Genomic DNA, 26,874 nt, shown 5'->3' with positions numbered 1-26,874 from the left:
TTGAACCTGCGTGGCAGATGCAAGGTCGATAGTTGGCCATTTTCGCAGGTTCGGTCGCCGGCTCCTCTTTGGCACTCAGCGTTTTGGCTTTGGAGTAAGAGGCAGGGGCCTCACCACTTGATCGCGTTCGGCGATGAGGCGTGCATTGTGACGCTTCTGCCGCTCGACCTCCGTCTCGGCTTCGAGGATGCGCTTCAGCAGGACGGCGTTTTCAGTCACGAGGCGCCGCTCTTCAAGCTGCAGAATCTGGATGAGCGATCGCTGCTGGGCGAGCTTGTCTTCCCATGCTGCCAGCTTGTCAGGGACGATCTTGTGATCGTTGGCGCGGCGCAACTCATCGAGCATCGGCCGATGGTTGGTGTAGATGCGTTGCGTCCGACGCGGGCTTCGCGTGCGAGCGTTGCAACAGTCAGGCGGTAGGGCTGCTTTTGCAGATCCGGTTGGGCGGGAAGCCCGTTAACCAGTCGCTCCAATGCCTCCCGCAGCTTGCGTTTCGTGTTGCGCAGACGCTTTTCGTGAGGCGCGAGTGCCGGTATCCCGCTGGTTTTACGCGCCATCTCGAGTGTCCTTGTCGCTATTGAGTTCTGTCAGGATACGGTCGCATTCGGTGATCCGCGTCTCAGCGAGCTTCCGGCTGACGTGGTCCAAGCCGAACTGCTTGAGAAGATCAGCATTGCGGTCGCGGCGCGCCTGCCACACCGGCCGATGTTTAGCCGTGCCGGCAAAGTTGGCGCAGGACAGACAGGTCCTTTCGGTCCTTCAGCACTGGGTTCGGACCTTTCTCGTCGCCGAAGCAGGCAGCGGTTTCGACACGGTAGACACAATAGCCCCAGTCACAGAGCCCGAGCCTGAGGTCGGTCTCTTGCATCAGGAAGCTGACATAGGCCCGGACATCGCCGTCGCGCGTGCGCCCGCGGAACTGCGAGTGCTCCGCATCGAGCGGGATGACCAGTCCAGATGCGAATCCTTGTTTTTCGCGGCGGTAGCTTCGAGAGCACTTCTCAGTTGATGAACGTAACGCATGCTTCCGTCGGAAACCACACGTATCCGATGTCAGGAACCCGCCAAGCTGATTGCGAGCGCGACATTCGGCCAGGAAGCCGCGAGAGATTTCTTTGATTCGCAGTGGCCCAAATCATGCTCTGCGCGATGTGCGGCATCTGGTAATCCGATCTCGACCTGGGCACGGCCATAGACATTCGGAGCGAAACGTTGATCGAGGTCGAGCGCCGGCCGTGCCACGTTGAGCCGGTCAACGAAGACTGCTTGCTCACCTGCTTTCGGGGTCCGTTTCTGTCTTAAAATCAATAGAGGAACAATAGAGGAACTATGCGCATCTGCGGTATCAAACTGACGCACGACGCAGCGATCGCTCTTGTCGAGGACGGACGGCTTGTCTTTTGTGTCGAGCAAGAGAAGCGAGACAACAATCCGCGATATCAAACCCTCGACAATCTCGATGCAATTGTCGTCGCCTTGGCGGAGCACGGTCTCGATGTGGGGGATGTTGACCAGTTCGTCATCGACGGCTGGTGGGGCCAGGATGAGTCGCGGCTCCAGGTTCTCAGTGGAGGTGAGCCTATCACTCTCAGAGGGGCGCCGTATGTTGAACGCCATCCCAAAGGTCTCTTGAGCTCGCGCGACGGCTTTGGCCTGATGCTCAACGGCAGGGACTTCTCCTATAGAAGCTATCCGCACGTCACAGGCCACGTGGCCTCTGCATACTGTACCAGCCCGTTCGCGCAAGCCGGACAGCCTGCGTTCTGCCTGCTATGGGACGGCGCCACATTCCCGCGCCTCTATTATGTAGAAGGCCGCGCAGCTCGGTTTCTCGAATGCCTATTCCCTATGATTGGGCATACCTATGCCGCCGCAGGCCATCACTTCGGACCGTATAAGCAGGCGAACCGCACTAACTGGGACCTCGGCGTTGCCGGCAAGTTGATGGCCTATATCGCGCTCGGGTCCGTTGATGAAAATATCATGGCGGCCTTTCAGGAGCTCTACGACGAACGCTTTACGGCCCTCACGGAGCCGGTCGGTCGCTGCACCGAGGAGGCCGCGCTTGGCCCCGTGCACGACTTCTTCGATGCCAGTGAACTCCGGTTGAACTCCGAGTCACCGGAGGATGTGCTTGCATCGTTTCATAGTTTCCTGGAGCGTCTGCTCGTCCGCGAAATCGCGAGCGCTTTGCAGCGACATTCGTGCTTTCCGACGCGCAATTTGTGTGTAGTCGGAGGCTGCGGTCTTAATATCAAATGGAACAGTGCACTGCGTGCTTCGGGCCTGTTCGATGCTGTCTGGGTGCCGCCCTTTCCGAATGACAGTGGCTCCGCAATCGGCGCTGCTTGCTCCGCCCTGGCGGCATCCAAAGGATTCGTACCGCTGGAGTGGTCGGTCTATAGTGGTCCAGCCATGCCGGGTCGCGAATCGCCGCCCGACTGGAAGGCCGCGCCGTGTAGTATGTGTGAACTTGCGGCCATTCTCGCCAGCAACAAGCCTGTGATTTTCCTTGCCGGCCGAGCGGAGCTCGGACCTAGAGCATTAGGTAGCAGAAGCATTCTCGCAGCCGCGACATCGCAGCAAATGAAAGATCATCTCAACGACATCAAGCGTCGCGAACACTTCCGGCCAGTAGCACCGATATGCCTCGAGGATCGTGCGCCGGAGATTTTCAGCCCTGGGACGCCGGACCCTTACATGCTTTTCGATCACCAGACACGAGCAGAATGGCGCGACAAGATCCCCGCTGTTCTACATCTCGACGGATCTGCGCGATTGCAGACCATTTGCAGGACCTCTCAGCACAAGGTCGCGGAGCTTCTCGTTGAATACGAAAAGCTCACGGGCATTCCGGTGCTCTGCAATACGAGTGCCAATCACCATGGCAGGGGATTCTTTCCGCATGTGGCAGCGGCTTGCCAGTGGGGACGCGTTGAGCACGTATGGTGCGATGGCATGCTGTGGACGAAAACACCGTCCTGAGCAATCGCCCGGCCGACGGCGTCATTGCCGCTAAGTCTCAGTAAGATGAGCGCATGTCCATCCGTAACAATCCACCTCGCCGGCGTAAAGAAGTCACATGACAACAAGGTCGTTCTCGACCGGATGTTGCTCGCGATTGCGCCGGGAGAGTGGTTCGGCCTGCGCATGGTAAGGGCAAGAGCACGATTCGTGCATGGTTCTCCGCATGGCGGCAAGCCAGTGCTGGCACCTGCTCGCTTGGAACGCATGTGCATCGGCGTAGTCCCGGAGTTCGACGATCTGACCTCGAGGTCAGTGCGCGAAGACCTGCTGGTGTTTGGGCGATACTTCAGCATGAGATCGAAGGTCACGCCGTCGCTGCTCGAACTCGTCCGCCTTGGAAGCGAGGCCGATCCGCGCGCGCTCACTGCGCGCTAGCGAACGTCCTTACCTCGGAATAATTGGTCAGAATTGAGATTCCGTCGTCCCCTATTGATTATGCAATCGAGCGCGCGCCGCAGCCCCTCAAGATTGAGAACTCCGGATTCGGTGAAATGCGTCGGCGCGACGGGGAAGACGCGACTTTTTGCATTCGGCATTATATGCGAAAGCCACCGCTCCGCAAATCAGTCGCTCCATCCCGCTGCTCTCTTGCGGACGCTGGCTGAACGCAATTGCCGTGTAGACAAGCACCCCGGTCCTGCCCCATAAGCTCATGGCTCCAAATCCCTTGTCAGTGAAAGGGCGGACGACCTGGCCAGTCTGCCGATTGAGTTCGCTTGATTGGACGATTGAGCCGTCGGGACGCATGTGAATGCCGAGCACGCGAGTGGTATGTCGTGCGGCGCGTTCAGGGAAGGATGCATCGTCTGCGCTCTTGCGACCAAGTCGCTCGCCATCCCGCCGGCGATCTTGGTGATGGCGCCGGCCATGCATGCACCATCCGAAAGCGAGCCGCGAAGCGCCAGCCCATATTGCCTAATTTCGCGTAGCGCACCGCGTCAGGATCTGCTCCTTGAACCGAGAGAGGGGCGCGACCAGCAATAAGCCGGCGAGGTCGCTCGCATGCTAGTGGACGTGGCTGGACATGCCATTGCCCTGGTGCGCGCAAGCGGCGCTGGCAGCGTCGGGGCAACATAAATGGACTGCAGGATCTTCTTCATCCCAAGTTATCCTTCATCAATGCTCGCGTTCAACGTGAACGGAATGAACCGGCGCATGCCCGTGGCTGGCGCCAAGTTCATGCAGCTTGTGATGCAGGCGATGATGTGCAAGTTCCAGCGCAGCTCGCAGCCTTAAATGCCGCGCTTCGTCGCTCTTGGGAGCGAGCGTATCCATATAGGCAATCGATCCCTCGATTTGCGCCAGGACCGACACTGCGTCCGCGGTGGCAAAGATAGGTTTGTCACCGACTTCGACATACACGGCACTGGTGTGGGCCGCAATGTCGGCCTCACGCTTGGCGATACTGCCACGAATACGGATCGCGATCCAACAGGACTCCGCGATGCGCAGCGAGTACTGTCCGTTGCACGATAAGTCGCCACATCGGACTTCATCGACGACGATACCATTGCGGATCAACTCCACCCGTGTCGGCGGGACGCAGACCGATTCGATCCGCCAATTGATACTGACGGTGCCGCCAGAAGCAGGAAGCGCGATCTTGTTCCCCGGGCGCTGTCCTTCCACCGTCATGTCAACGAGGGGCCCGACTGTGATGAACGTGTCGCCGCTGCGCACGGCATCCATCCAGTTGCGATAAGTGAAATCCTGCGCGGCCAGCTGCACATAGGTGCGCAAGCCACCAAGGAGGGAGGCGGCATCCATCTTGTCGGAACCTGCCACCAGTGGCAGATGGTAACCGATGTTGAGGTAGCGGTACCAGTCGGCGAGACCAAATGCGCTGATCTGCGCCGTTCGCGGGTTGAACGACATCATTTCGATGGCGTCGACGAGGCCAAGCACGATGTCGGCCGCCCGCTCGGCCTGCGGGTTGGGCGCGTGCGGCATGACGACCAGTCCCTCTTGCTTTCGGCAGCGCGCCGCCCAATCGGCCATGGTGGCTTCCAGAGGATCGCCGATCGCAGCTTCGTTTGATCCGCCGCACGACAGCGGTTTGATCATCTCGCCCTCGTAGCCGAGCAGCGATATGTGCCCCAGAACCTGCATCCGGTTCTCAGTGCCGACGCGAACGAGGAACTCTCCGTCCCCGCCGAAGTCCTTTGCTCCGATCGTTGTGCGTCCGTCGAAATCCCCAACGTTGGTGAATAGCTCGCCCCATTGCGCCGCGAGCAGGTTGACGACGTTGACACCCTCTGCCTTACCCTCCAGGAGGGCCGTCTGCGGGCTCAGGAAATGGACGTGGGTATCGGAGCTGACCCAGCCTTGCTCGCGCCAGCGCAGCACTTTGTCTAGCTCGAAGGTGAGGTGTTCCGTGCTCGCAGTGACTTCGACGATGCAGCGCAGGGGACGCACCTCGAGGCCCCTGCTGATCTCCACGTAGACGGGCCCAATCGGCAGATCGGCCTCACAAATGCCATCCACATAGGCGTACTGGTTGAGCCCGTTCGCGAACTCGCCAGCGAAGTCCTCGAACCTTCCGGTATTGACTTTGCGGTGGTGCCCCTTGGGCGGCAGATACTCCCCGTGGGACCCATGGATATGCAGGCGCGCAGCGACACGCACACCGCTGCCCTTCTCGACGATGCGGATCTTGACGGGCCTCGCCGCGGGCGCAATGAGCGCCATCTCCAGCGACGTGCCTCCTAGGTTCCCGGCAGCTTCCAGCGATCGAAGGTCGGAGACATGCAAGCGGCCGTCGTCGGAGCGCAGGTAAAGTTTTGCGTCGGGATGCGCGGAGTATTCGATGATAACCTCATCCTGGGAGCGCACAGGCTGCACGTCTGGCTCGTCACCGAGCCAGTCCGCTCTCGCGTAGTTAAGCACTGCGCGGGCGGAGATGATCGTGCCAAGGTCCATGCCGATCTGTTCGCCCCGATCGTCGACGTCCAGTTCGCCAAGCTAGTTCAGAAGCACGCCGGGCGGTAGCCGCAGCTTCAGCTTGTGACGGCCCTGGAGGCGCAGCGGATGTTGGGTTAGCCTTGTCGTGGTCACCGCAAATATGAGCGAAACCTCTTGCTCCGCGCGTAGGCTTAGCGCCGTGAGCTCCTTCTCAGGATGTGGATTTGGGAGCGCATAGAGCCACAAATTTTCGCCTTGTCGATCCATGCGTCCCGATTCCGTGCGGGCCTCGCCGAGGAAGAAACTCTTGCCCGGCACTCTAGTGAACGCGAAATCTTCGCTGGTGCTTGCGTGCACGATCGGCCCCCGTAGCTGCAGCGCCGCGAAGGCACTTGCACTCCAGGAGATGTGGTTCTGCTGGATCGCGAACCGCCGCAGCACCGGCACGTCGGCTTCGCTTCCGTCGGCGTATCGCAGCGCATATGTCGACACCCGATCGCCCAGCGGATTGCCTTCCACAGGCAGTGTCGCAGGCCCGATCTCGCCGAACCCCGGGGGGCTTGCCGGTGAACGGTCCGCGACCACCTGCACGAACAGCACGTAGCGCGCCAATAGGGGCGACAGCGCGATCACGGCAGGAGGCTCGTCGGGCCGCAATGCCAGCACATCCGGACCGGCTTCGCAGCCGAACAGAAACGGCATGCCGCGATAGGTCTGTGGCCCTCGCAGCGAATCGATCCAGCCGGTGTCGCCCGCGCGCCAACCGAACCCCTCATCGAGCTTCCGGCGCCTGGCGTTGAAATATCGCTTCAAATCCACCGGCGTGAAGTGCGGCGATGCAGGCGTTTTCATTTGATGGCCTCCAGGTCGGGGCCGTGGTCGGCCCATACGCGGCCTCGGCTGCGATGAGAACTATTGCTCACGTAACTACGGCTCGCGAGGACGCTCGCTCCAATCCCTTAGCTCCTGCGCGGCATCAGGCGCCACTCGCCGGTCGGAACGTCTTGCGTCCAATAACCACGCATTGCGTCTGTTGCTCTGCATCCGCTGGCGGCACAGAAGCAGCGGAAGGCGTTCAATTACCGATGTAGACGCGGCCGCGCCCTTTGGCGATGTGGTAGACCACCACGCTCAAGAGCGCTATCAACGAGCCGTAGACAGGAAACATCCATGCCATTTGCTCGCGTTGCAACCACACCAGCAGATACGGTGAGGTCCCGCCAAACAGCGAAACGCCGAGCGCGTAGCCGAGAGCTACCCCCGTGGTACGCACGGCACGGGGCATCAAGGTGGTGGCGATGAAGTTGTAGAGGGCCATGTTGAATCCCACGATGGCGCCCCCGAACACCGTGACAAGGAAGAAGGTGGAGATGTTCTTCTCCGAATAAAGCAGTGTCAGGAAGAAGCAGGGGATAAGCAGGAGGCGCAGCAGCGTGAACGCGCGCGAGGGTCGCACCTTGTCGGCGAAGGCGCCGACAAGGGGAGCAGCCAGCATCCAGATCAACACCATGAGCGTCATGATTCCGTACACGGAGGTGCTGTTCTCCTTGAACACAGTGTTTGCCATGTTAGGCAGGCCTGTGTTCCACGCGTAGTTGGCGATCTGCACCGACCCGATTACCAGGATGACGGCAAGCAGGGATAGCCGCACACTCCAGAGCGTCTTCCATACACCGCCCGTGGTTTCCTGAATGCGCGAGGACTGATCCTGGCGATGCATAGCCCGATGGATCAAGGTTTCCGGCACTGTCGTGCGCAGATAGATGACCAGCAGGCCCAGCACCCCACCGACCGCAAAGGGCAGGCGCCAGGCCCACTCGCGCATCGCTTCGGGAGCGACCGAGGCACTCACCAGGAAAGCGACCAGGCTGGATCCGAGGTTGCCCAGCTGGATGAACGTACCCCCGATCAGCCCCAGAAAACGCCCCTCCTTTCCGGGCGGCGCCAGTTCAATCGCGATGGCGTTGGCAACACCCGCTTCAGCTCCGGTGGCAAGCCCCTGAATGAGGCGCATGATAAGCAGCGCGACAGCCGCCGTGACGCCGATGTCCTTGTAGGTCGGCAATACCGAGATCAGGAGCGAGCAAACGGCCATCGCCGTCACCGAGATCAGCATCACTCGCTTGTGGCTGACGCGATCTGCGACTGGACCGAGCAAAGCCGCTCCTACTGGCCGCGCGCAAAAGCCCGCCCCGTATACGGCAAGTCCTGCGAGCAGCGAGGTCGTGGGATCATCGGAAGGGAAGAAGTGCGGCGAGAGAAACGCCGCCATCACGCCGTAGACGTTCCAGTCATACCACTCTAGCGCTACGCCTCCTCCGAGGCCCGCGGTCATCCGTTTGTTCGCAACCTGGTTGGCACGCTGAACGGCTACGGCAGCTGGTTGAGCAATAATGTTCATGGGTCCTCGGGCTCTGGTGATGGTGTTACTGACGTTGCAGGTCGAGCGCGGACGAGCGGTCGCTTGTTGGCTCTACTGCGTCGCGTGCGGCAGGGTCGAAGATACCGGCGACCTTGAGCAGCCTGCCTCGTAACGGTGAAGGCGCAGGCGCGAAGGAATGCCCGGCATGCCGCCGATCGGCCGCCCCGGTTCGCGATTTCGCAAGTCGCGCAGCCGCACGACCGGCTCTTGCACAGCCTTAGTCACATGAGAGCAGCCGGGCGGCACTTCGGACTTGTGCGTCCCCCCTAGAGCAGACGTCACCTCAGACGCAGCCAAACGCGGCGCGCATAAAACGCGCGCAAGCCAGCGCTCCATTTCCATGGCGCTTCCCTCCTGTTGCCAAATTGCGCGCCTGAAGACGCTTGTGTTCTTGTTGGACGTCGCGCCGTTACAACGCCGTCGCTTCGTCGAAAAACTCCTCACGTCCCGCACTCTCGTCGGCGGTTGTGTCAGCACCGCTTTCGGTTATTCAAGGCGAAACGGTATTGAATGCACCCTCTAACTGAAATCGATTTCAATCGAATAAGCGCTTTAAATTGCCGAGTCAAGCATGCAAAACATCGAGTCAGATCAACCATCAACGCTGACAACCTACTGCGACTCGAACGAGCAGCTACGAGCTGCAGGCCGAAAATCGCCGGGTTGCCCACGTGATGAGTGTTGTTGCCTTGAAATCGATTTCATAGTAAGGGCGTATTTTCTTGTATTCTGTCAGGAGACACGTGCAATGACCGAGAAGTCCGATCTCATTTTCTCGACATCTCCGAGGCCCCATGTGCGCCTTGTGATGTTGAACAGGACGTCGAAACGAAACGCCTTGAGTAACGATCTGATCGTGGAGCTTGGCGCGACCTTGCGCGGTGCGGCGGTCGATGAGGATGTCTGCTGCGTCGTCCTTTGCGGGAGCGATGCGTTCTTCTCTGCCGGGGCGGACATCAAGGAGATGCATGAGCGTGGGTTTGAGGCAATCGACAATTCGGCGCGACGTTCTGCCTGGCGAGACATCGCGAATTTCCCCAAGCCTCTTGTTGCCGCAGTTGAGGGGATCTGCTTCGGTGGTGGCCATGAGTTGGCTCTGCTCGCCGATATCGTGATTGCGGGCGAAGGGGCACTGTTTGCACAGCCTGAGATCAACATCGGGATATTGCCGGGCGACGGCGCAACGCAACGTCTGACCCGCGTGGCTGGCAAATCTCTCGCCATGCTGATGATCCTGAGCGGCCAATCGATTTCGGCCCGCATGGCGATGCAGGCCGGCCTCGTCGCGGAAGTTGTCGAAAACGGCCGGGCACAAACGCGCGCGCTCGAAATCAGCGATGTTATCGCGCAGAAGCCGCCCCGTTCGGCTGAACTCGCCAAGGCAGCCGTTCTCGCCGCCTTTCAGACCACCCTGGACGCCGGCCTCGAATTCGAACGGCAGGCAATTCGGTGCGCGTTCAACACGGCTGACCAGCAGGAAGGCATGAACGCCTTCTTCGAGAAGCGCTCACCGAGGTATCGCGGACGCTAGAGCATCAAGAAGTGGCGGCGTCCAAGAGCAGGACACGCGGCCGCGCCGCCTGTGCCTGCGATCTCCAGCCGTCGGTGTTACCGAGACCTGCACAGGTTTCGGGACGACTTCAGCACTCCTTCGGGTCGACCAGACCGGCACTGCGCTCTGCGATCTCGTATTGACCGCCTTTGGCCACACCAATGTACATATTGATCTTGCAGTGGCGCTTGCCGGGGACCATCTCGGCCGGCCCGCCCGGACCTTGCTCGATCTTGGCCTGATCAAGGGCGGCGGCTACCGGGTCGCGGTCAATCGAGCCGGCCTCCTTGACTGCGACTTCCCACAGCTTCAGTCCTCGATAAGTGCCTGTGGCGGCGCTGCCGGCCGAGAACCGGAACTTACCAGGGAATTGTTTCTCGTAAGCCGCCTGGATCTTGGCACTCACCGGATCCTCGGCTGTCAGCGCTTTATAGTAATCAAGGCTGCTCGCGAGGCCTTCAATCTCGGAGGCTTGGTTCATTTCGAGCATATTCTCGTCGTAGTAGACGCAGCCCAGCCGTCTGCCTTTCTTGGAAAAGCCTGCTTCATAGAGCTGCTTGAAAAACGAGCCGACGCCTGGAGGGATATTGGTGTTGAATACCACGTCCACTTTGTTGGAGATGATGCGGCTGACCGTGGACGAGAAATCGATCTGGTCGAGCGGATAGTACTCCTCGAAGACCACCTCGCCACCGTTGCTCTCGATCACCTTGCGGGCATAGGCGTTGATCGTTTGTGGCCAGACATAGTTAGAGCTCGGCAGCGCGAACCGTTTGCCGCCATTTTTGATCAACCAGGGAATGAACGCGTCACAATTCTGTGCCGGCACCGGCCCTGTGCAGAATAGATAGGGCGCGCATTCCTTCCCCTCGTAGGCCTGCGGATAGATGTAGAGCGTCTTGCCACGAGATATAATGACATCCTTGATGGCATTGCGCATCGAGCTTGCAATGCCGCCGAGCACCAGGTCGGCCTTGTCTCGCTGAATCAACTTGCGGACGTTGCCGACTGCGACGGACTCGTTGGAGGCAGTGTCCTCGATCAGGAGCTCGATCGGGCGTCCCAATAGACCGCCCGAATCATTGATCTCCTTGACGACCATACGAGCGACATTCGCATCGGTGTTGCCGGCAAACCCGAGCGAGCCCGTAAGCGGTGGCGATGCCAAGCCTGATCGGACCTTCCGCGGCGTTGGCCCAGTCCGAGCGGATCACCCAGCTGCCCGGGCCGATAGCAATGGCTGCGGCGGCAAAGGCGAAATTGCCGAGAAAACGGCGCCGGCTGTCATTCAACATCGACTAAACCTCCCTCGGGCTCGTTGGCCTGTAAAACGCGTGCCCTTCTCTTTCAGGGCCGCAGTAAGAGGAAGCTATCCGTCACCTTTCCGTCTGAGCGGATTTTCGACCAAAGGCTGGGTAAATTCGCGTAACGTCGTAAGATCGGGGTCGGGATGTTGCCGCGGCGGAGCCTGGTTCTCCGAGAGCACGCAGCTCGGAAGCCTTGCGGCAAGCGCGGCGGACATGACGTCATGGCTCAAGCTGAGCGCCGTCACCGCGGCGGCATCGTCAGTCAGACCTCGTACAGTGGTTGGCGACCGACCGACGGCAGCCCGATTGTAGCGAACACCTAGTGATGCAGCGCCCTGCGCAATTGAGGACCAAATTGATCACGCTCGACCAGCGCTGCGGTGGCGTGGAGCACCCAGAAGGGCCGAGCTCTGCCACACGACGCAGCGCGGGGCTGACTAACTTTCTATCGCGCGGGATGTACTGGCGCCGCTGCTCCAGGCCAAATACCAGGCGCTTGCTCGTACGCGGCCGCAATTCGAGGAAAGACTCAGAGGGTCGAAACCTTTCAGTCCTTGCCCGCATCAAGACATTCTAAAAAACTCTCTCGCGTTCTGGCCAAGTACCCTGGCCGCCAAGCGTTCGGCGTCTTGGGCTCGAGAATAACCGCTCGCAACTTTTTCGTTTAGAACCTCGCCAACCAATCGGCGCGCGCTTTCAATCGCGGCGAACGTCTCCTCGACGTGCAGGCAATCTCCTCCGATCATCATTCGCGATTCATCGGGCAAGACTTCAATAGCTTCGTGCAGTGCAAGCTTGAAATGGGACGGGCTCAACAGAAAAGACCAGCACAAATCGAGCCAAACATTTCGATGCACAAATGCCATTCCCAACAGGTCTCGGCTCCAGGGATACGCCAAATGCATCAGCAGAAAGCGGGTCCGAGGATGGCGCTCAATCAATGGGGTAATCCGCAGGGGATGGGAGCCGCTTAAGATGGCGGTTCCGAGGTGAGTCTGAACCGGCAGGTCCGCCTCGCCTGCCAGCTGGCAAAACAGGTCGACCATAAAGTCGCTGAAAGCCTTGCGCGCCGCCGGGGGCGGCGAGATTTGCCCCCACGCCTGCCGGGCCAACTCCTCGTTCGGTTCGTCAAAGCTTACATCCCGGTCATAGGCGAGCGCGTTCTTGAGCGCAATGTGATTGCGCCGGCCGCATCCGGCTACGAGCTCGCGGATCGCGGCACAATAATCATCGAAAGTCTTCACCTCCATGCCGAGCCGTCGGAGCAACGCATGACCGGAATTGCCATTGTGGTCGCGGGCTTCGGGGTGCCAGCCCAGAGCGAATGCGTTGATACGCAGGACCGCGTCGTAGCTCTCGCCGAGGACCGGGCGCGGATCGAGCAATGGGTCGAGAAAGGGATCAGTTACGATCCTCTTGATGCCGGCGCGCCCGATGACTTCGCCGGGCCAATTCACATTCTTGTGGCGTAAGCGTACCGAAGCGTCTACCGCCTCCCAGTTTTCGCGCGTGATTCCAGTCTCAGCAACGCCGTAAAGGTCACAGACTCCGCGAACGAGATTGCGGACGAATGCGTTTGAGCCGCTCTTCTCCAGGAATGGCGCAACGGCCTCCCAGGTGGTTGGCTCAGTTGCGGCGGATGTTAAACTGCTGGTCGCCTTGGGGGCGGATGGAAGGACATAGCTTGTCCAAGCCGCATAGCTCTGTTGAAACAGTTTCAGCAGATTTACGTCGCGGCTAAGTGCGACTTCTGGCATGTGATGTTCATGCACATCGACGACTTCGCACGCATTGGTAAATTGGCTAATCGCTTCAGACATGGTCCTTCCCCTCAGTCATTGTAAGGAAATCGATGAAGCCAGTTTTCCGCCCACGAAACGACAGACGGGGGTACCGCCGCTAAGGCGCCAGATACGTCAAAAGCCGCGGGTCGTTGCGCAACTCCCGCGACGGGCCCGACAGTGCGATACGGCCGCGATCGAGTACATAAGCGTGGCCTGCTACGCGCATTGCGAGATCGAGGTGTTGCTCGACGATGATGACGGCGATCTCCCTGGCAAGCTCGCTCAAACGCTCGGTGATCTCCTCGATAACGCCGATCCAGACGCCCTCGGTCGGTTCATCCAGCAGCAGGAGCTTTGGATTTCCCAGCATCGCGCGCCCGATCGCCAGCATCTTGCGTTCGCCACCGGACAGCGTTCCGGCCGGCTGATCCAGACGCTCTCCGAGTTTCGGAAACATCTCCATGACGCGATCCATGGCCGAGGCCTCGCGGTTGGAAAGCAATCCGACCGCCAGATTGTCGCGCACCGAAAGGCGCGCGAACACCGAATGCTCCTGCGGCACGTACCCAATGCCGGCGCGAACCCGCTCTTCAGTCCGGCGGCTATCGATGTCGCGGCCGGCGAAGTGCACCCCGCCCTTCCAGATCGGCAGTTCGCCAACGATGACCTTCATGAGCGTACTCTTTCCCGCGCCGTTGCGACCGAGGACGGCCACACCACCGCGCGAAGGGATGGCCATGTTGAGGCCAAACAGGACCTGACTGCGTCCATAACCGGCGTCGAGATGCTTGATGTCGAGGAATTCAGGCACGGCGCAGATAAATCTCCTGGACGTTCTTGTTGGCCTGGATTTGCGCAACCGTACCTGAGGCCAGGACCTTACCCTGATCGAGCACTGTGAGGCGGTCGCAGATGTCGCGGATGAAATCCAGGTCATGTTCGACAATGACGAGCGAGCAATGCTGTTTGATCGGCTGCAGCAATTCGCCGGTGACACGGCGCTCTTCAAGGCTCATGCCGCCGGTCGGCTCGTCCAGGAGCAGAAGGCGCGGCCGGCCAGCGAGCGCCATCGCAATCTCAAGCCATTGCTGCTGGCCGTGCGACAGCGCTGCTGCGGCATCAAAGGCGCGATCGGCGAGGCGGAACTGGACGAGCATGGCCATGACCCGGTCGTGCAGTCGTCCCCGGCTGCGGGAGAACACCAGATCAAGCAGCGAGGAGTGGGCCTGGAGCGCGAGCAGGATGTTATCGTACAGGGTGAGCGTCGGCAGCACCGAGGTGATCTGGAATTTTAGGCTCATGCCCGCCCGTGCGCGCTCTGTCGGCGTGACCCCTGTGATGTCAGTGTTGGCGAAACTGACCTTGCCTTGCGTCGGCACTTCCGCACCCGCCAGACACTTCATCAAGGTGCTCTTGCCCGAGCCGTTCGGCCCGATCAGGCCGTGAAACTCGTTCTCTTCAACGGTGAGCGCAGCCTCGTCTAGCGCGGTGAACTTGCCGAAGACCTTGGAGATGCCGGTGGCTTCAAGAAGCGGCATTACGTATTTCCTTCGGGCTCGGGCCGAAGCTACCGACACGCTCCCGCTCGCCGAGCACCAGGCTGATCAGGCCGAGCGGCCGAAATAGAATCACGAGCAGCAGCAGGACGCCCAGAATGATCGGCCAGATGTCGCGATAGTTGTCGGAGAGCCAGAAGCTCAGGCCCTCGACGATCGCGGTTCCGATCACGGCACCAATCAATGTCCCGGAGCCGCCGAACAGGACGTAGAGCACCACTTGGGTTGACATCACGACACCCAGCATGGTGGTCCAGACGAAGCCCTCATGGAACGCATACAGGCTCCCGGCAAGGCCTGCGATCGCGCCGCTTATTGCGAAAATGATCGCCTTCAGGTGCTGCACTTTGTAGCCGAAGAATGCGATACGCTGTTCGTTCTCCCGCAACCCGGCCAGCGCGAGACCGAACTGCGAGCGTAATAGAAAGCGCGACAACAGGTAAACGAGAACCAGAATGACCAGCGCCAAGTAGTAAAACCCCGGTCCCTCGTTCAGCTCATACGACCCGATGCTCATCGATTGGATCGAGGGGATTCCGTTCTGGCCACCAAGGTAATAAGAACCTCGCGCCAGCCGGTCGGCCACGTAGGCTCCCGTCATGGTACCAAGCGACACGAAAACGACGCTGGAGGCGTTACGGCCGAGTAGAAGGAAGCCTGCCAGCAACAACGCAGCGACGAAGCCGATCAGAGTACCGAGTGGAATTACTGCAAAGATCGACGCAACGTTGAGATCCCTCGAAAGCAGTGCCACGCCATAGCCGGCCATGCCGAAGAACAACGACTGACCCAGGCTTAAGATCCCGGCATAGCCCCACACCAAGTCGAAGGACAACGCGAAGAGGCACAGAATAAGTACCCGGGTCGCATAAACTGTGATGTAGTCCTTCAGCATCAGTGGCGCGACTGCGGCGATGATAAGCACCACTATTTCGACAAGCGGCAACACCCGGAGCCGCCCGGCGGCTCCAGACGCCTGGATAGACACAGCTTGCGAGGCTCCGATTACGCAGGGCGCTACAGATGTTGTGGTGCTGGCCGACGATACATTCGACATTCAGCACTCCTTCGGGGCGACCATGCCGGCGCTACGCGCGACGATCTCGTATTGGCCGCCCTTGGCCACGCCAATGTACATGTTCATCTTGCAGTGGCGCTTGCCGGGCACCATCTCGGCTGGCCCGCCCGGACCTTGTTCGATCTTGGCATGATCGAGGGCGGCGGCTACCGCGTCGCGGTCAGTCGAGCCGGCCTCCTTGACTGCGGCTTCCCACAGCTTCAGTCCTCGATAGGTGCCGGTGGCGGCGCTGCCGGCCGAGAACCGGAACTTGGCAGGGAATTGCTTGTCGTAAGCGGCCTGAATGTTGGCGCTTCCCGGATCCTCGGCTGTCAGCCGCCTTATAGTAGTCAAGGCTGCTCGCTAGACCTTCGATCTCATGAGCCTGATTCATCTCGAGATTGTTCTCATCATAGTAGACGCAGCCGAGCCGTCCGCCGTTCTTGGAGAAGCCCGCTTGATAGAGCTGCTTGAAGAATGGGCTGACGCCCGGAGGAACAATGGTGTTGAACACCACGTCCACCTTGTTGGAGATGATGCGGCTCACCGTGGAGGAGAAATCGATCTGATCGAGGGGGTAGTACTCCTCGAAGACCACCTCGCCGCCGTTGCTCTCGATCACTTTGCGCGCATAGGCGTTGATCGTTTGCGGCCAGACATAGTTGGAGCCCGGCAGCGCGAACCGTTTGCCGCCGTTTTTGATCAACCAGGGAATGAACGCGTCGCAGTTCTGTGCCGGAACAGGCCCGGTACAGAACAGATATTTCGTGCACTCTTTGCCCTCGTAGCCTTCCGGATAGATGTAGAGCGTCTTGCCACGAGAGATGATGACGTCCTTGATGGCATTGCGCATCGAGCTTGAAATTCCCCCAAGCACAAGGTCGACCTTGTCTCGCTGGATCAGCTTGCGGACATTGCCGACGGCGACGGACTCATCGGAGGCAGTATCCTCAATCAGAAGCTCGATCGGGCGCCCCAATAGTCCGCCTGTGTCGTTGATCTCCTTGACGATCATGCGAGCGACATTGGCATCGGTATTGCCGGCAAACCCGAGTGAACCCGTAAGATCGGTGGCAATACCAAGCCTGATCGGGCCTTCCGCCGCGTTGGCCCAGTCGGGGCGGATCACCCAGCTGCTCGGCCCCACCGCAATGGCGGCGGAGGCAAAGGCGAACTTGCCAAGAAAACGGCGGCGGCTGAGTTGTTCTCTATCGCTGATCATCGTTTAAACTCCTCTCGCCGAAACAAGGCCTTGCGGCCGGAACTTGATGAAAATGATGGCGATCACGAAAACCAGAACGTCGGCGATCACCGGCGCCATCACCCAGGGCAGCGCGGCGCTGAGCGTGCCGATGACGCTGGCGCCAGCGACCGGGCCGGCGAAGGATCCCACGCCACCGACCATGACGGCGACGAAACCCTGGATGAGAAAGCGGATACCGAGATCGGCGAACAGCGAGAACACCGGGACGATCAACGCACCGGCAAGCCCCGCGAGCGCCGCTCCAAACGCAAAGGTGACGCAGTAGATCAGGCCGGTGGAAATGCCCGAGGCGCGCGCTAGCGCCGGGTTCTCCAGCGAGGCACGGATTCGCAGACCGAACGAGGTGAAGGCAAGCAGCGCGTAGCTGGTGGCCATCACCAGCACGGTGATGACGACGATGACGCAGCGCCAGGCCGCGAAATGCAGCGCGCCGATGGTGATGGAGCCGCCGATCGGCTCCGGCACCGAAAGATAGAGGCCGCCGGTCAGGCCGCGCACGACCTCGCGAATGATCAGCCCGAGCGCGTAGGTGCTGAGCATGGCGACGATCGGCGTCGTATAGAACCGTCGCACCACGATCCTTTCCAGCACGAGCCCGAGCGCGCCCACCGCAATGGGCGCGGCCAACATGCCGAGCGCGACCGGCAGGCCGATGCTGTGCACGAGATAGGTGATGTAGGCACCGAGCAGAACGAACTCGCCCTGCGCGAAGTTGAAGATGCCCATCATGCTGGCGATGATTCCGAGACCTAGCACGACTAGCACCACGATAGCGCCGAAACTCAGGATTTCGAACACGGCGATAAACAGCGTATCCATGTCGCTAGGTCACATCCCTCGGACTTGCGAGCAGATCTTCCTCCGGTCGCCAGACTTCTCGAACGCGCGAGCCGGGGTTGGTGAGGGAAGGGCAACTGACACGAGGGCGCTCCTGAAGTTTCATCCCGGCACTGGGAAGCGGCCGATGCGCTTCTTCGATGGCGCTTATCGACGCGTCATGCATGGTATGCAGCGCTAGAGGATCACCAAGGGGGCGCGCAATGCGATCTGGGTAATGTTGAGTAAAGCATGCCCTTCAGAGCAATCTGGACGCGGCCTCGCATTAGAACGGCAAGCATCCGTGATGCGTCTACCGTGGCCGAACAACGGCAGGACCGAACACATTTGGTCGGGAGGCGTTCGCCGAACTATCGAGGACCACACGCTACAGATTTGAACACTGCCTCCTTTCTCATCCATACACCTCATGTAGCCAAAGTCGACAACGGATGGTCCATCATCGATTTCTGGTCTTCCCTATGGATTATAGTGAAATCTTATTGAGCCGGACTGCCGCTAACTATGTTGTCATAATTGATCGTAGCGTGATGCGCCCGGCCATAAACCACGATCTGAGCAGGTGCTACGCAAGGGCCAGACTCACCTTTGTCCAAGCATTTCCGGCCTTCCGGATACGGAAATTTCGGTGCGTTGCGGATTCCGATGAAGTCGCCCCTGCGTACCGAGATGATCGCGCCCCCGGGATTCCGACATGATGTCGCCCCTAAGCCTGGCGCTGGCCCGGCTTTCGTCAATCGTCCTATTGATCTGATCTGTTTGATTGCTGCTGCGCTGTGGTTATGTGGGGAACGCACAGCGGTGTCCAAGCTTGTCCTCCAGGACAAGCGTCATACCCACAGCCCCTTACGGTTCGGCCTTGGACGCGGCTGATCTTTCGGGGTGCTTGCGGCGCAAGGACTCGCCGGCAAGCTCGACGCGCTAGGCTTTGTGGACGAGACGGTCGAGGACCGCCGCGAGTGCGATCGCAATGTGATCGGGCCGCCTATGATCGAGCGGGCACAATTATTCTCAATCCCGACGAGGAGGTGCCGGCAACTGGCTGGTGACGATGGGGGAGCGACGAGCGTAGCGCTCTTAGGTTGGCGGGAACGAACCGGTCATTCTATTCTTGGGCGAAGCCGTCTTGACCGTCGATCTCGATCACGCGCACGTTGCGCTCCTCAAACAGCGCGATCATACTTGGAATCGGATCGCCCCAAGATTCCACTCGTCGCCAGGATGCTTTCTCTTCGGCGGCATCCAGATCGCCGATGTCGGCCGGTTCGATTCCGTCGAGGTCGCGAGGTCTTTCCGGTAGCGCAGGATAGAGTCCACATCTAGCGGCAGGATCATCAAATCTTTTCACCGGATCGGTCTCCCACCAGCTCGGTGGCAGACCCGCGATATCGGCGTCGAGCGAAGCTTTTGGAACAAGCCGTCGTCGGTGAGCTTTCGCGACTCTTCCAAGATCGAGCACTACCTAAACCTCTCGGCGGGCCGGCGATGAACGCGTACGGCTTCGATCCAGCGTCCGCGACTGCGATATCGTCGGCGACGCGGTGTTCAAGTTTCGGGACACGCTGACCAGCCGAGCCCAGATCGGCGAACTAGCAGCCCTGCACAAGGTCATCGCGATCATCGGGCTAGAGATCCGCGGCTTCGACGTCTGTTGGGCGCCGCGTCACCAGGAGGAGGTGGCGCTATGCGCCAGATCCGATAATTTCATTTTATGCGATCTGGCGCATAATACGCTCGTATGCGCTAAATCCGATATTGCGGTTTTATCGGACTTGGCACATAATAAAAGCCGGAGAATAACCATGACCGATCTCGCAAGAACACCGCAGCAGATCGGCAATTTGATCCGCCGCGCCCGTAAGAAGCATGATTTTAGCCAAACGCAACTCGCGGAACGGACGGGCGTGCGGCAGGAGACCATTTCCCTGATCGAGACCGGCAATCCGGCGGCAAGGCTGGAGACAATCCTCGCCGTATTAGCCGCGCTCGACCTTGAATTCAGGATTGTGACCCGCGGCAAGACCAGCCCAGCAGACATTGAGGATATCTTCTGATGGCGCGCCGCGCTCGCCACGCGCCGCTGCGTGTGCTTCTCAACAACCGCCTTGCCGGCCGCCTCAGCAAGGCGGCAAGCGGCGCTATTGAATTCCGCTACGAGGTAGATTGGCTCGGCTGGGAGCATGCCCTGCCCGTCTCGCTCTCGCTACCGCTGCGCGAGGACGCATTCCGCGGAGAAACCGTCACGGCTGTCTTTGACAACCTCCTCCCCGACTCTGATGCGCTACGTCGAAGGGTGGCGCAAAAGGTCGGCGCCGCCGGGACCGACGCATACAGCCTGCTCGCGGCCATCGGCAGGGATTGCGTCGGCGCTTTGCAGTTCGTCGGCGACGACGATGATGATGATCGCGATGGCGATGGTCACACTATAGTCGGCGACGTCGTCGACGACGAAGCGATCGAAAAGCTTCTCAAAGGGCTTGCCCAGGCTCCGCTCGGGCTCACGCGTGATGATGATTTCCGGATTTCGGTGGCAGGAGCGCAGGAGAAGACGGCGCTGCTGCAATATGACGGCAACTGGTTCAAGCCGCATGGCACCACGCCGACAACCCATATTTTCAAGACGCAGATCGGCGAGCTGCCGAACGGCATCGACCTTTCGAACAGCATCGAGAATGAATATTACTGCCTCAAGCTAGCCGACGCTTTCGGTCTGCCCGTGAATAGGGCGGACATCGCAATCTTCGGCAAGACGACAGCGCTGGTAATCGAGCGCTTTGACCGGAGATGGACAAGGGATGGCCGTCTGCTCCGCTTGCCGCAGGAAGATTGCTGTCAGGCCCTGTCGGTCCCGCCGACGCGCAAATACCAAAGCGACGGCGGCCCGGGAATGGTGAAACTTCTTGATCTGCTCAAAGGCAGTGACACGCCCGCCGACGATCAGGCGACGCTGCTCAGGGCCCAAATTTTCTTCTGGCTGATTGGCGCAACTGACGGCCATGCGAAGAATTTCAGCATCTTCCTTGCGCCCGGCGGCCGCTATCGCCTGACGCCGCTCTACGACGTGCTCACGGCACAGCCCAGCCTCGACACGGGTCAAATCCAGCGCAAGCAGATGAAGCTCGCAATGTCGGTAGGAACAAACAACCATTACAGAATTGCCGACGTGCAGGGCTGGCATTTCGTGCAGACAGGCGAAGCGGCGGGCGTACCGAAAAAGCTGGTGCAGGAGTCAATCGAACTGGTAGCTGCTACTGCTGAAACTGCTCTCGACAAAATCGAGGGCGCATTGCCAAAGGGCTTTCCCGAGGCCATTCATACTTCCGTGAAAGCTGCCGCCATGCAGCGCCTGCGTTCATTGAAAGTACCATAGCAAGCGGATCACGGATCCTAAGCCGGCCCGGCTGCATCAGCCGCGAAGTCTTCGAATTTCCTTTGCGTACTCAACGCGTATTCTGACAATTCACAGCTTTTTGCTCGTTGAGATCGCTGCAGAATTTGCTTTTGTCAGAATGGCGTTTGCGTGGGCTGCAATCCTCCTTTGCATTTGGAACGACAATTGCGGGCACGGCAGTCCATCTGCTTAATCTGCCTCGCTCGATTGTGTCTACAGGTCGTATCGCGGCGGAGCCGGCGGCGCCTTCACGAGTTGCACTATCAAAAAGATGAAGGCAACGCAAAACGCGGCTGCAAGGACCACAAGCACACCATCCGTCAAATAGAGCTTGTAGCCATTTACGCCGGAAATGGGATTCGTCCCATAAAGCCGCTGGGCCAGCGCGTAGCAAGGCGCGCTGTTGCAGCCCAGCTCGTGCGGCTTGATACGGCTCGGCCAGAACCCCGGTCCGAGCGGCGACGCCCCGTATGGAGCTTGCTGTCCAGATACCGAACAAGGAACAGCACGAAGCTCGCGACCACTTACAGCACGAACACCGCTACCGTAATCCAGGAGACGAAAGCGTTGCGTTCGGTGTCTTCCAACGTCGTATTCGGCGGCACGACCGTCGGCGCATGCGCACGGCGCGCAGCCCGTATGTAGAGCGCGGCCACAGTCGAAAGAGCCGTGCTAACGGCCAGGGTAACGAGCAATCCCCAATATCCCCGCGAGATCAGAACGCCTTCCTCAAGGTGAGATCAAGGCCGTCCCGGACGTATACGGCCCACCCGATCGCAAGGGGCACGAAGGCCTGGCCGATCCAGGTCCATGTCTTGGCAAGGGCCTTCATGACCGCCTCCCCCGTCACACCATCATGCAGTTTCGCCGCACGCTCTGGCTCGTTCTATTTCGCGATCTTCTTATCGATCAAGTGCTTGACGAGGGACGTCACCTTTTTTCCGCGCCGAACTCATCCGCAAGCGGGCGCCGGCCGTGAAACGAGTGGTGTTCGAGACCGGACCGCTGTCGGTATGGTTCTATCATTCTCTGGGCACTGAAGGATTGCCGGCGATCTGCATCGATGCGCGCCATGCTAAAGCGGCGCTCGATATGGCGGCCAACAAGACGGACGCGAACCATGCCGATGGTCTGGCGCAGCTGGCGGAAGTCGGTTTCTTTCGCGAGGTCCGCGTGAAGGGATTCGACAGCATGCTGACCCGCATGCTTGTGGCGGCGCGCACGCGGCTTGTCCGAATCGCCACCGAGCTTTCCAATCAGATCCGCGGTGTCATGAAAACCTTCGGTCTCGTCGTTCCAGCCGGAAAGGGAAGCAGCTTCGAGAAGAACGTCCGGAGCCTTCTTGCCGATCAAGACGGACTTGCATCGATTGTGCTTCCGCTATTGGAAGCCTGGCGTGGCATTCGTATCCGCGCGGCCGAACTCGGACGCCGGTTGGTCCGCGACGCGCGACAGAGCCAGGCTTGCCGCATCCTTATGTCCATTCCCGGCATCGGTGTGATCACCGCAACTGCCTTTGCCACGGCCATTGAGGAGCCGGACAACTTTAAGAAATCCCGATCTGTCGGCGCATGGATCGGCCTGACGACGCGCCGCTACCAATCCGGAGAGGTCGATTATGACGGTCATATATCCCGGCGTGCCAATCGCCATTTGCGAGGGCTTCTCTACGAAGCGGCGACGGTCATTTTGACGCGCAGCTCAACCGACAGCACTCTGCCGCACGTGGGGTCTGCAGCTCCGGGAGAGACCCGGCTTCAAAAGAGCTGCCGTGGCTGTGGCGCGCAAACTGGCGGTTATAATGCATACGATGCTTAAGACTGGCGAGCTCTTCAATCCGAAGGCCGGAGCCCCCGCATAAATCCCGATAGCGCTCAGAGCCTGAACACTTAGGTGTCCCTGCCGGGACGTGAGCCGAGCCATTCCGCTGATGGGGTTGCACCGCTGACCCAGCAAAGTGCGTCGTCCACATTGAAGGCTCGTCCCGCGAAGCTCTATCATGCGGCGGCTCATGTCGACCGCGAAGACAACCATGCACCCGGCGGCCTCCTCAACAAGATTATATACTTGACGTCTCAGCAGCGATTAGACAACAACCCCATCGATCACGACGTAGCGGCGCTCCGTGAGTTCGTCTGCAAACCCCTCGCCATTTTCGCGGCAACCATATAGGGATTCCTTCGCCGAGTACCTCGACAATGTCGCAGCAGTGCAGCTGAAGCAGCATATTCCTGATCTTAGCCACCGATATGAAGCCCTCGCCGACTTGTTTCGCGGGAAAGCCCTTCAACGGGGGTGCTGGCATGGATCAAAAAGGCTCTGACGCTGCCGGGTACTGTAGAGAATGGAAACGTTTGCAGCGTTTCCAACAAGCATGTCCCAGGCATCCTGCCTTTCGCGGGCGGATATTTTCGTCAGCAGCGGACCGAAGTGTTTTTCAATCGGAACAAGGCTGGGTGCGCTCGCGGTCGAAATTGTTGTCTATGTATGCCCGAATGAAAGGAGGAACATCGAGTTCGACGCTGTTGATGATGAAAGCTAGAGAGCCCGTATGCCAATCGCCTGATGGACAAAGCACAGATGGCGGCTGAGAAGACCGGCTGCAAAGCTCGTCCCGCTGGCCAATCCAAAACACGGCAGTTTCTGCTTCCCCACGACAGCTGAAGAACGAGGACACTTGGCCGATGTTCGATTTCGTCTTTCGATTTGGCGCGGCAATTGGCCCTAGGTATCATACCCTCAGGCAGCTCGTCGAACCGAACAAGGCGACCGATGTGGAGAGCAGCTCGCGCGTCCCTCCGCGCTGAGCTGAAGTAATCCGACATGGCCCGCCAGATCGCAAGGTCGCGGGAAGGACACACTCGGCGCCGGCTCCGCAAGAAGATCGAGATGCTGCGCACCTCAAGCGCATTCTCAAGCTAGACCGTTTACGTTTACGAGCGGCGTGCGCGACGAGTTCATTCTCGCACCCGCGGCCAAATCCTTCGCAAGATGGCCAAGTTGATCCCAATGCAAACCCGAAGCTCGCATAGGGACAGGCGGGGCAGTTCGGACACGTCGCGACGAAACCATTACAGCAAAATACTGCCATCTTTTTCAACTTATGGTATTATCTTGTTGCAAACACCATAAGCTGGATCCCCGCGGCGCCGAGTACAGCAGCAAGTACGTAGCGCGTTGTCGTCTCCGACAGCCAACGAAGACCAAGCGTGGTTCCTATCATCGCCCCTGCGACAGCCCCCAAGGCGTATAGCCATGTCTGCGGTGAAGGCAACTGTCCGGCGTAAATCGCGCCGATAAGGCCAACTGCGGAGTTTACCCATATGAAAGGGGCAGACAAAGCTGCCGTCTCTTTGGGCGAAGCCCACCGCATCGCGATGAGGATAGGGGCGAGGAAAACGCCGCCCCCGACGCCAGTAAGCCCCGAGACGAGGCCGATGCCGGCTCCTGTTGTGATTGCGCCCCACAACGGCGTGGCACCGTGAGGGATAGATTCCTTCGCTCGCCCGATCAACAAGATCGCAGCGGCGAAGAGAAGGACAACAGCGGTGATAGCATCATAGAGATGCGGAGGTAGGATTGTGAATGCTCCAATCAGGGTAGTTGGCACCGAGGCGGTTAGAAAAGGCTTCAACCTCTTCCAATCAATACAACCCCCGCGATTGAACAGCCATGTCGAATACGTGGCGGCAACAATGTTAAGTAACAAGGCTGTCGGACGCATCTGAGTCGATGGAAACGATGCAAAGGTCATCAGGGCAAGAAATGCGGTACCACCCGCCTGCCCAACCGTCGCATAAAGAAGGGAAACGACAGCGAAAAAGATTGTGAGCATTGAAATCGCAGTTCCGTGTTCTCTGCAAAGGCGATAGGTGCGCTTCCGCAACCGATGCGTTACAGGGGATCCCTAGCATACCCCCGCGCCAATCGCGAATTCGGGTTCAAATGTTCAAACAAGTTGGTTCATCCTGCTGACGACGGCGGAGCCGCGCGTTCCAAAATGTGGTTCGATATTGTGGCGGACGCGACATACGCGTTTGGGTTTCTGTCAAATCGCCGGGCCACACCGCGATTGCGGCGTCGAGTAAGGGCGCGCCCGCCCAGGATGCGTGATCAGACGCTGTATGCGAAGTACAAGTCTTCAGTGTAGTACTAGACGTGGGCTTCACTGCCTGTAACTTTCTGAGAAGTAGGATGACCTATCGTGATCGAAGCCGCCGTAGACTCCGTGACTCTTTGGTTTGAGCATCAAATGCGGAACGTTCACCGGGGTGGTACAGGTTCGGTAAAGCACCGGTGACGTAGCAATGCCTGCCGTAGTCATAACCGCTAACTATACCCCCTCGTACAGACACGCTGATCCTAGAGATCGTATTCGTGCACGCGGCCGATAACGCGGCCCAGCGTGTGGGCCAACGCAACCGCAGCCGCGGCTGCCCGGACGTGCACTTTCATATGTCTCCTACTGATGGGCGTCAGAAAGTAGAGCGAGGCGGCTCCGACGCTCCGACGCCTCGATGTGACGCGCCGGGTCCGCCCCTACATTACCGGGGAGATTCGGCAACGCTCCCTTGAGCGAAGCAAGCAGCGCGCCTAACCGGGGCTGGAGCCACCAGGCAGTTCCTGCGAGCGTCTGCCCTGCCCCCGGCACTTCGCCACGAAGACGGAGAACATTTTTAGTCGCGGCCTAGATAGTCTTGTGCGTGGGCGGCGGGGTGCAATGATGGCAATTCGATACTCTCCGCGAGGAACTTGTCTAAGAGCAGACCTAAGACGTACCTTGGCTGCCAAGAGACCTAATAATAACTTTCGTCCTACGCCTCTCGAATGCTCAGGCGCTTCGGGGGCGTGAAATATCGATACTTTCCGGTCAGCATTCCGTCAACGAACTGAAGGCCGTGATCGCCATAGATCATATCCTCGCGCATGTAGCCGTCGGCTATGGCCTCTTGATTGTTACCGCCGACTGTCTTCCGAGTAGTCGCCACCCCATGGCTGGCTGGCGGCGAGCCGAACATTTCAATTATGGCATCGCGTGGTGTGCCTAGCTTCAAGGTATCAAACTGTTTGGGAGGAATCATTCCGGCTGCCTTGATCGGCTCAGCTCTCATTGGCGGGAGATCTTCAGCTCCAATTGGCCTACGAACCACAACCTTCTCGAGGCAGTGCGAATGGATTGGAATGCCAGGATGCGAATCCCATTTGATATAATAATCGGACCGTAAGATCTCCCAACCGGCTTCTGCATAGATGGCCTCCAGCTCTCCACGCGCGAACGACTTCTTGTGACCAGCTGCCAAACCCTCCTTCGGGATAGGGTGGTCTGGTCGCTCGAGCGTGTTGGTGAAGCAATGAAATCCTCCAGGCTGCGTCCGATCGATTAAGGCCGTGACGAGCGGTTTCCAGACGGTTCGTTCCGTGAAATGCAAGACTGAATGCGCTATAAAGACATCGAGGTAAGCAGGCGGCTGGAAATCTTCAACAGCGGCCACACCGCTCGTTATGTTCACGCCAAGATGGCTTGCGAGCCGCTTCAGTTTGGAGATAGCGGCCTCAGATATGTCGGTCGCGAAGATCTGATGACCAAACTGGGCCAAGTAGAGGGCGTTGCGGCCTTCGCCGCAGCCAAGCTCGACAATCACGCTCTCCGCGCGGAGCGCTGGCGCGATCTCGAAGATTTCAGGGCTAGGACCACCCATACACGAAACGTTGTGATCAGCGTAGCCCGAATCCCACCAACGCGGTGAATGCTTCGCCAACTCTTCCATACTGCACC

General features: G+C 59.4%; 18 protein-coding genes and 4 pseudogenes. 7 read left to right on the top strand and 15 right to left on the bottom strand.

The features are described from left to right. Nucleotides 1-75: 75 nt before the first annotated feature. A complete protein-coding gene (locus tag ACKWRH_RS08230; RefSeq protein ID WP_445220085.1) occupies nt 76-345 on the bottom strand; it encodes a hypothetical protein in 270 nt (89 codons plus the stop codon). 984 nt (nt 346-1,329) lie between these two features. On the opposite strand from ACKWRH_RS08230, the gene nodU reads away from it, so the two are divergent. Further along, nucleotides 1,330-2,985: a nodulation protein NodU gene (gene nodU / locus ACKWRH_RS08225; protein ID WP_445220084.1), complete on the top strand. Its 1,656-nt coding sequence runs from the start codon at nt 1,330-1,332 to the stop codon at nt 2,983-2,985. 45 nt (nt 2,986-3,030) lie between these two features. Continuing rightward, nucleotides 3,031-3,402, top strand: a complete 372-nt coding sequence (locus tag ACKWRH_RS08220) for a hypothetical protein (RefSeq protein ID WP_445220083.1) — start codon at nt 3,031-3,033, stop codon at nt 3,400-3,402. A gap of 741 nt (nt 3,403-4,143) precedes the next feature. Here ACKWRH_RS08220 and ACKWRH_RS08215 read toward each other — a convergent pair. The 3 genes from ACKWRH_RS08215 to ACKWRH_RS08205 form a co-directional block, all read right to left on the bottom strand. After that, nucleotides 4,144-5,946 (bottom strand): CehA/McbA family metallohydrolase, encoded by a 1,803-nt coding sequence (locus ACKWRH_RS08215; protein ID WP_445220082.1) that lies wholly within the window; start codon nt 5,944-5,946, stop codon nt 4,144-4,146. Nucleotides 5,947-5,988: 42 nt separating this feature from the next. Further along, on the bottom strand, nt 5,989-6,780 hold the full coding sequence (locus ACKWRH_RS08210) for a hypothetical protein (RefSeq protein ID WP_445220081.1): 792 nt from the start codon (nt 6,778-6,780) through the stop codon (nt 5,989-5,991). Between the two features lie 223 nt (nt 6,781-7,003). Continuing rightward, nucleotides 7,004-8,329, bottom strand: coding sequence for an MFS transporter (locus ACKWRH_RS08205; protein ID WP_445220080.1), 1,326 nt, complete (start codon nt 8,327-8,329; stop codon nt 7,004-7,006). Nucleotides 8,330-9,098: 769 nt separating this feature from the next. On the opposite strand from ACKWRH_RS08205, the gene ACKWRH_RS08200 reads away from it, so the two are divergent. Then, nucleotides 9,099-9,881 carry an enoyl-CoA hydratase-related protein gene (locus ACKWRH_RS08200; protein ID WP_445220079.1) on the top strand — a complete coding sequence of 261 codons (783 nt, stop codon included), beginning with the start codon at nt 9,099-9,101 and terminating at the stop codon, nt 9,879-9,881. A gap of 109 nt (nt 9,882-9,990) precedes the next feature. On the opposite strand, the pseudogene ACKWRH_RS08195 reads toward ACKWRH_RS08200, so the two are convergent. The 8 genes and pseudogenes from ACKWRH_RS08195 to ACKWRH_RS08160 form a co-directional block, all read right to left on the bottom strand. Then, a pseudogene (locus ACKWRH_RS08195) lies at nt 9,991-11,197 on the bottom strand (substrate-binding protein). A gap of 575 nt (nt 11,198-11,772) precedes the next feature. Next, nucleotides 11,773-13,029, bottom strand: a complete 1,257-nt coding sequence (locus tag ACKWRH_RS08190; protein ID WP_445220078.1) for an amidohydrolase family protein — start codon at nt 13,027-13,029, stop codon at nt 11,773-11,775. A gap of 79 nt (nt 13,030-13,108) precedes the next feature. Beyond that, the gene (locus ACKWRH_RS08185) at nt 13,109-13,804 is read right to left on the bottom strand and encodes an ABC transporter ATP-binding protein (RefSeq protein WP_445220077.1); all 696 of its coding nucleotides are present in this window, start codon (nt 13,802-13,804) and stop codon (nt 13,109-13,111) included. After that, nucleotides 13,797-14,531 carry an ABC transporter ATP-binding protein gene (locus ACKWRH_RS08180; protein WP_445220076.1) on the bottom strand — a complete coding sequence of 245 codons (735 nt, stop codon included), beginning with the start codon at nt 14,529-14,531 and terminating at the stop codon, nt 13,797-13,799. Before ACKWRH_RS08180 ends, ACKWRH_RS08185 begins: the two co-directional genes overlap by 8 nt. Then, complete coding sequence (locus tag ACKWRH_RS08175; RefSeq protein WP_445220075.1) at nt 14,518-15,606, bottom strand: branched-chain amino acid ABC transporter permease; 1,089 nt, start codon at nt 15,604-15,606, stop codon at nt 14,518-14,520. The genes ACKWRH_RS08180 and ACKWRH_RS08175 overlap by 14 nt, the downstream gene beginning before the upstream one ends. Further along, nucleotides 15,607-16,825 (bottom strand): annotated as a pseudogene (locus ACKWRH_RS08170) (ABC transporter substrate-binding protein). 6 nt (nt 16,826-16,831) lie between these two features. Next, nucleotides 16,832-17,689, bottom strand: coding sequence for a branched-chain amino acid ABC transporter permease (locus tag ACKWRH_RS08165; protein ID WP_445220074.1), 858 nt, complete (start codon nt 17,687-17,689; stop codon nt 16,832-16,834). 1,123 nt (nt 17,690-18,812) lie between these two features. Next, the gene (locus ACKWRH_RS08160) at nt 18,813-19,166 is read right to left on the bottom strand and encodes a hypothetical protein (RefSeq protein ID WP_445220073.1); all 354 of its coding nucleotides are present in this window, start codon (nt 19,164-19,166) and stop codon (nt 18,813-18,815) included. 82 nt (nt 19,167-19,248) lie between these two features. On the opposite strand from ACKWRH_RS08160, the gene ACKWRH_RS08155 reads away from it, so the two are divergent. Further along, nucleotides 19,249-19,761 carry a helix-turn-helix domain-containing protein gene (locus ACKWRH_RS08155; RefSeq protein WP_445220072.1) on the top strand — a complete coding sequence of 171 codons (513 nt, stop codon included), beginning with the start codon at nt 19,249-19,251 and terminating at the stop codon, nt 19,759-19,761. Then, the gene (locus ACKWRH_RS08150; RefSeq protein WP_445220071.1) at nt 19,761-21,077 is read left to right on the top strand and encodes a type II toxin-antitoxin system HipA family toxin; all 1,317 of its coding nucleotides are present in this window, start codon (nt 19,761-19,763) and stop codon (nt 21,075-21,077) included. Before ACKWRH_RS08155 ends, ACKWRH_RS08150 begins: the two co-directional genes overlap by 1 nt. Nucleotides 21,078-21,622: 545 nt before the next feature. Here ACKWRH_RS08150 and ACKWRH_RS08145 read toward each other — a convergent pair. Then, nucleotides 21,623-21,793 carry a hypothetical protein gene (locus ACKWRH_RS08145; RefSeq protein WP_445220070.1) on the bottom strand — a complete coding sequence of 57 codons (171 nt, stop codon included), beginning with the start codon at nt 21,791-21,793 and terminating at the stop codon, nt 21,623-21,625. A 256-nt stretch (nt 21,794-22,049) separates the two neighbouring features. On the opposite strand from ACKWRH_RS08145, the pseudogene ACKWRH_RS08140 reads away from it, so the two are divergent. Together ACKWRH_RS08140 and ACKWRH_RS08135 are read left to right on the top strand one after the other, a co-directional pair. Continuing rightward, nucleotides 22,050-22,959 (top strand): annotated as a pseudogene (locus ACKWRH_RS08140) (IS110 family transposase); the annotation flags it as partial. A 959-nt stretch (nt 22,960-23,918) separates the two neighbouring features. Continuing rightward, nucleotides 23,919-24,110: pseudogene (locus ACKWRH_RS08135) on the top strand (IS5/IS1182 family transposase); the annotation flags it as partial. A 97-nt stretch (nt 24,111-24,207) separates the two neighbouring features. Here ACKWRH_RS08135 and ACKWRH_RS08130 read toward each other — a convergent pair. Next, nucleotides 24,208-24,933, bottom strand: coding sequence for a sulfite exporter TauE/SafE family protein (locus ACKWRH_RS08130; RefSeq protein WP_445220069.1), 726 nt, complete (start codon nt 24,931-24,933; stop codon nt 24,208-24,210). Between the two features lie 979 nt (nt 24,934-25,912). Further along, nucleotides 25,913-26,866, bottom strand: coding sequence for a class I SAM-dependent methyltransferase (locus ACKWRH_RS08125; RefSeq protein WP_445220068.1), 954 nt, complete (start codon nt 26,864-26,866; stop codon nt 25,913-25,915). Nucleotides 26,867-26,874: the final 8 nt, after the last annotated feature.

It is taken from the genome of Bradyrhizobium sp. Pa8, assembly GCF_052588265.1.
This window is presented reverse-complemented; position numbering and strand designations above follow the sequence as displayed.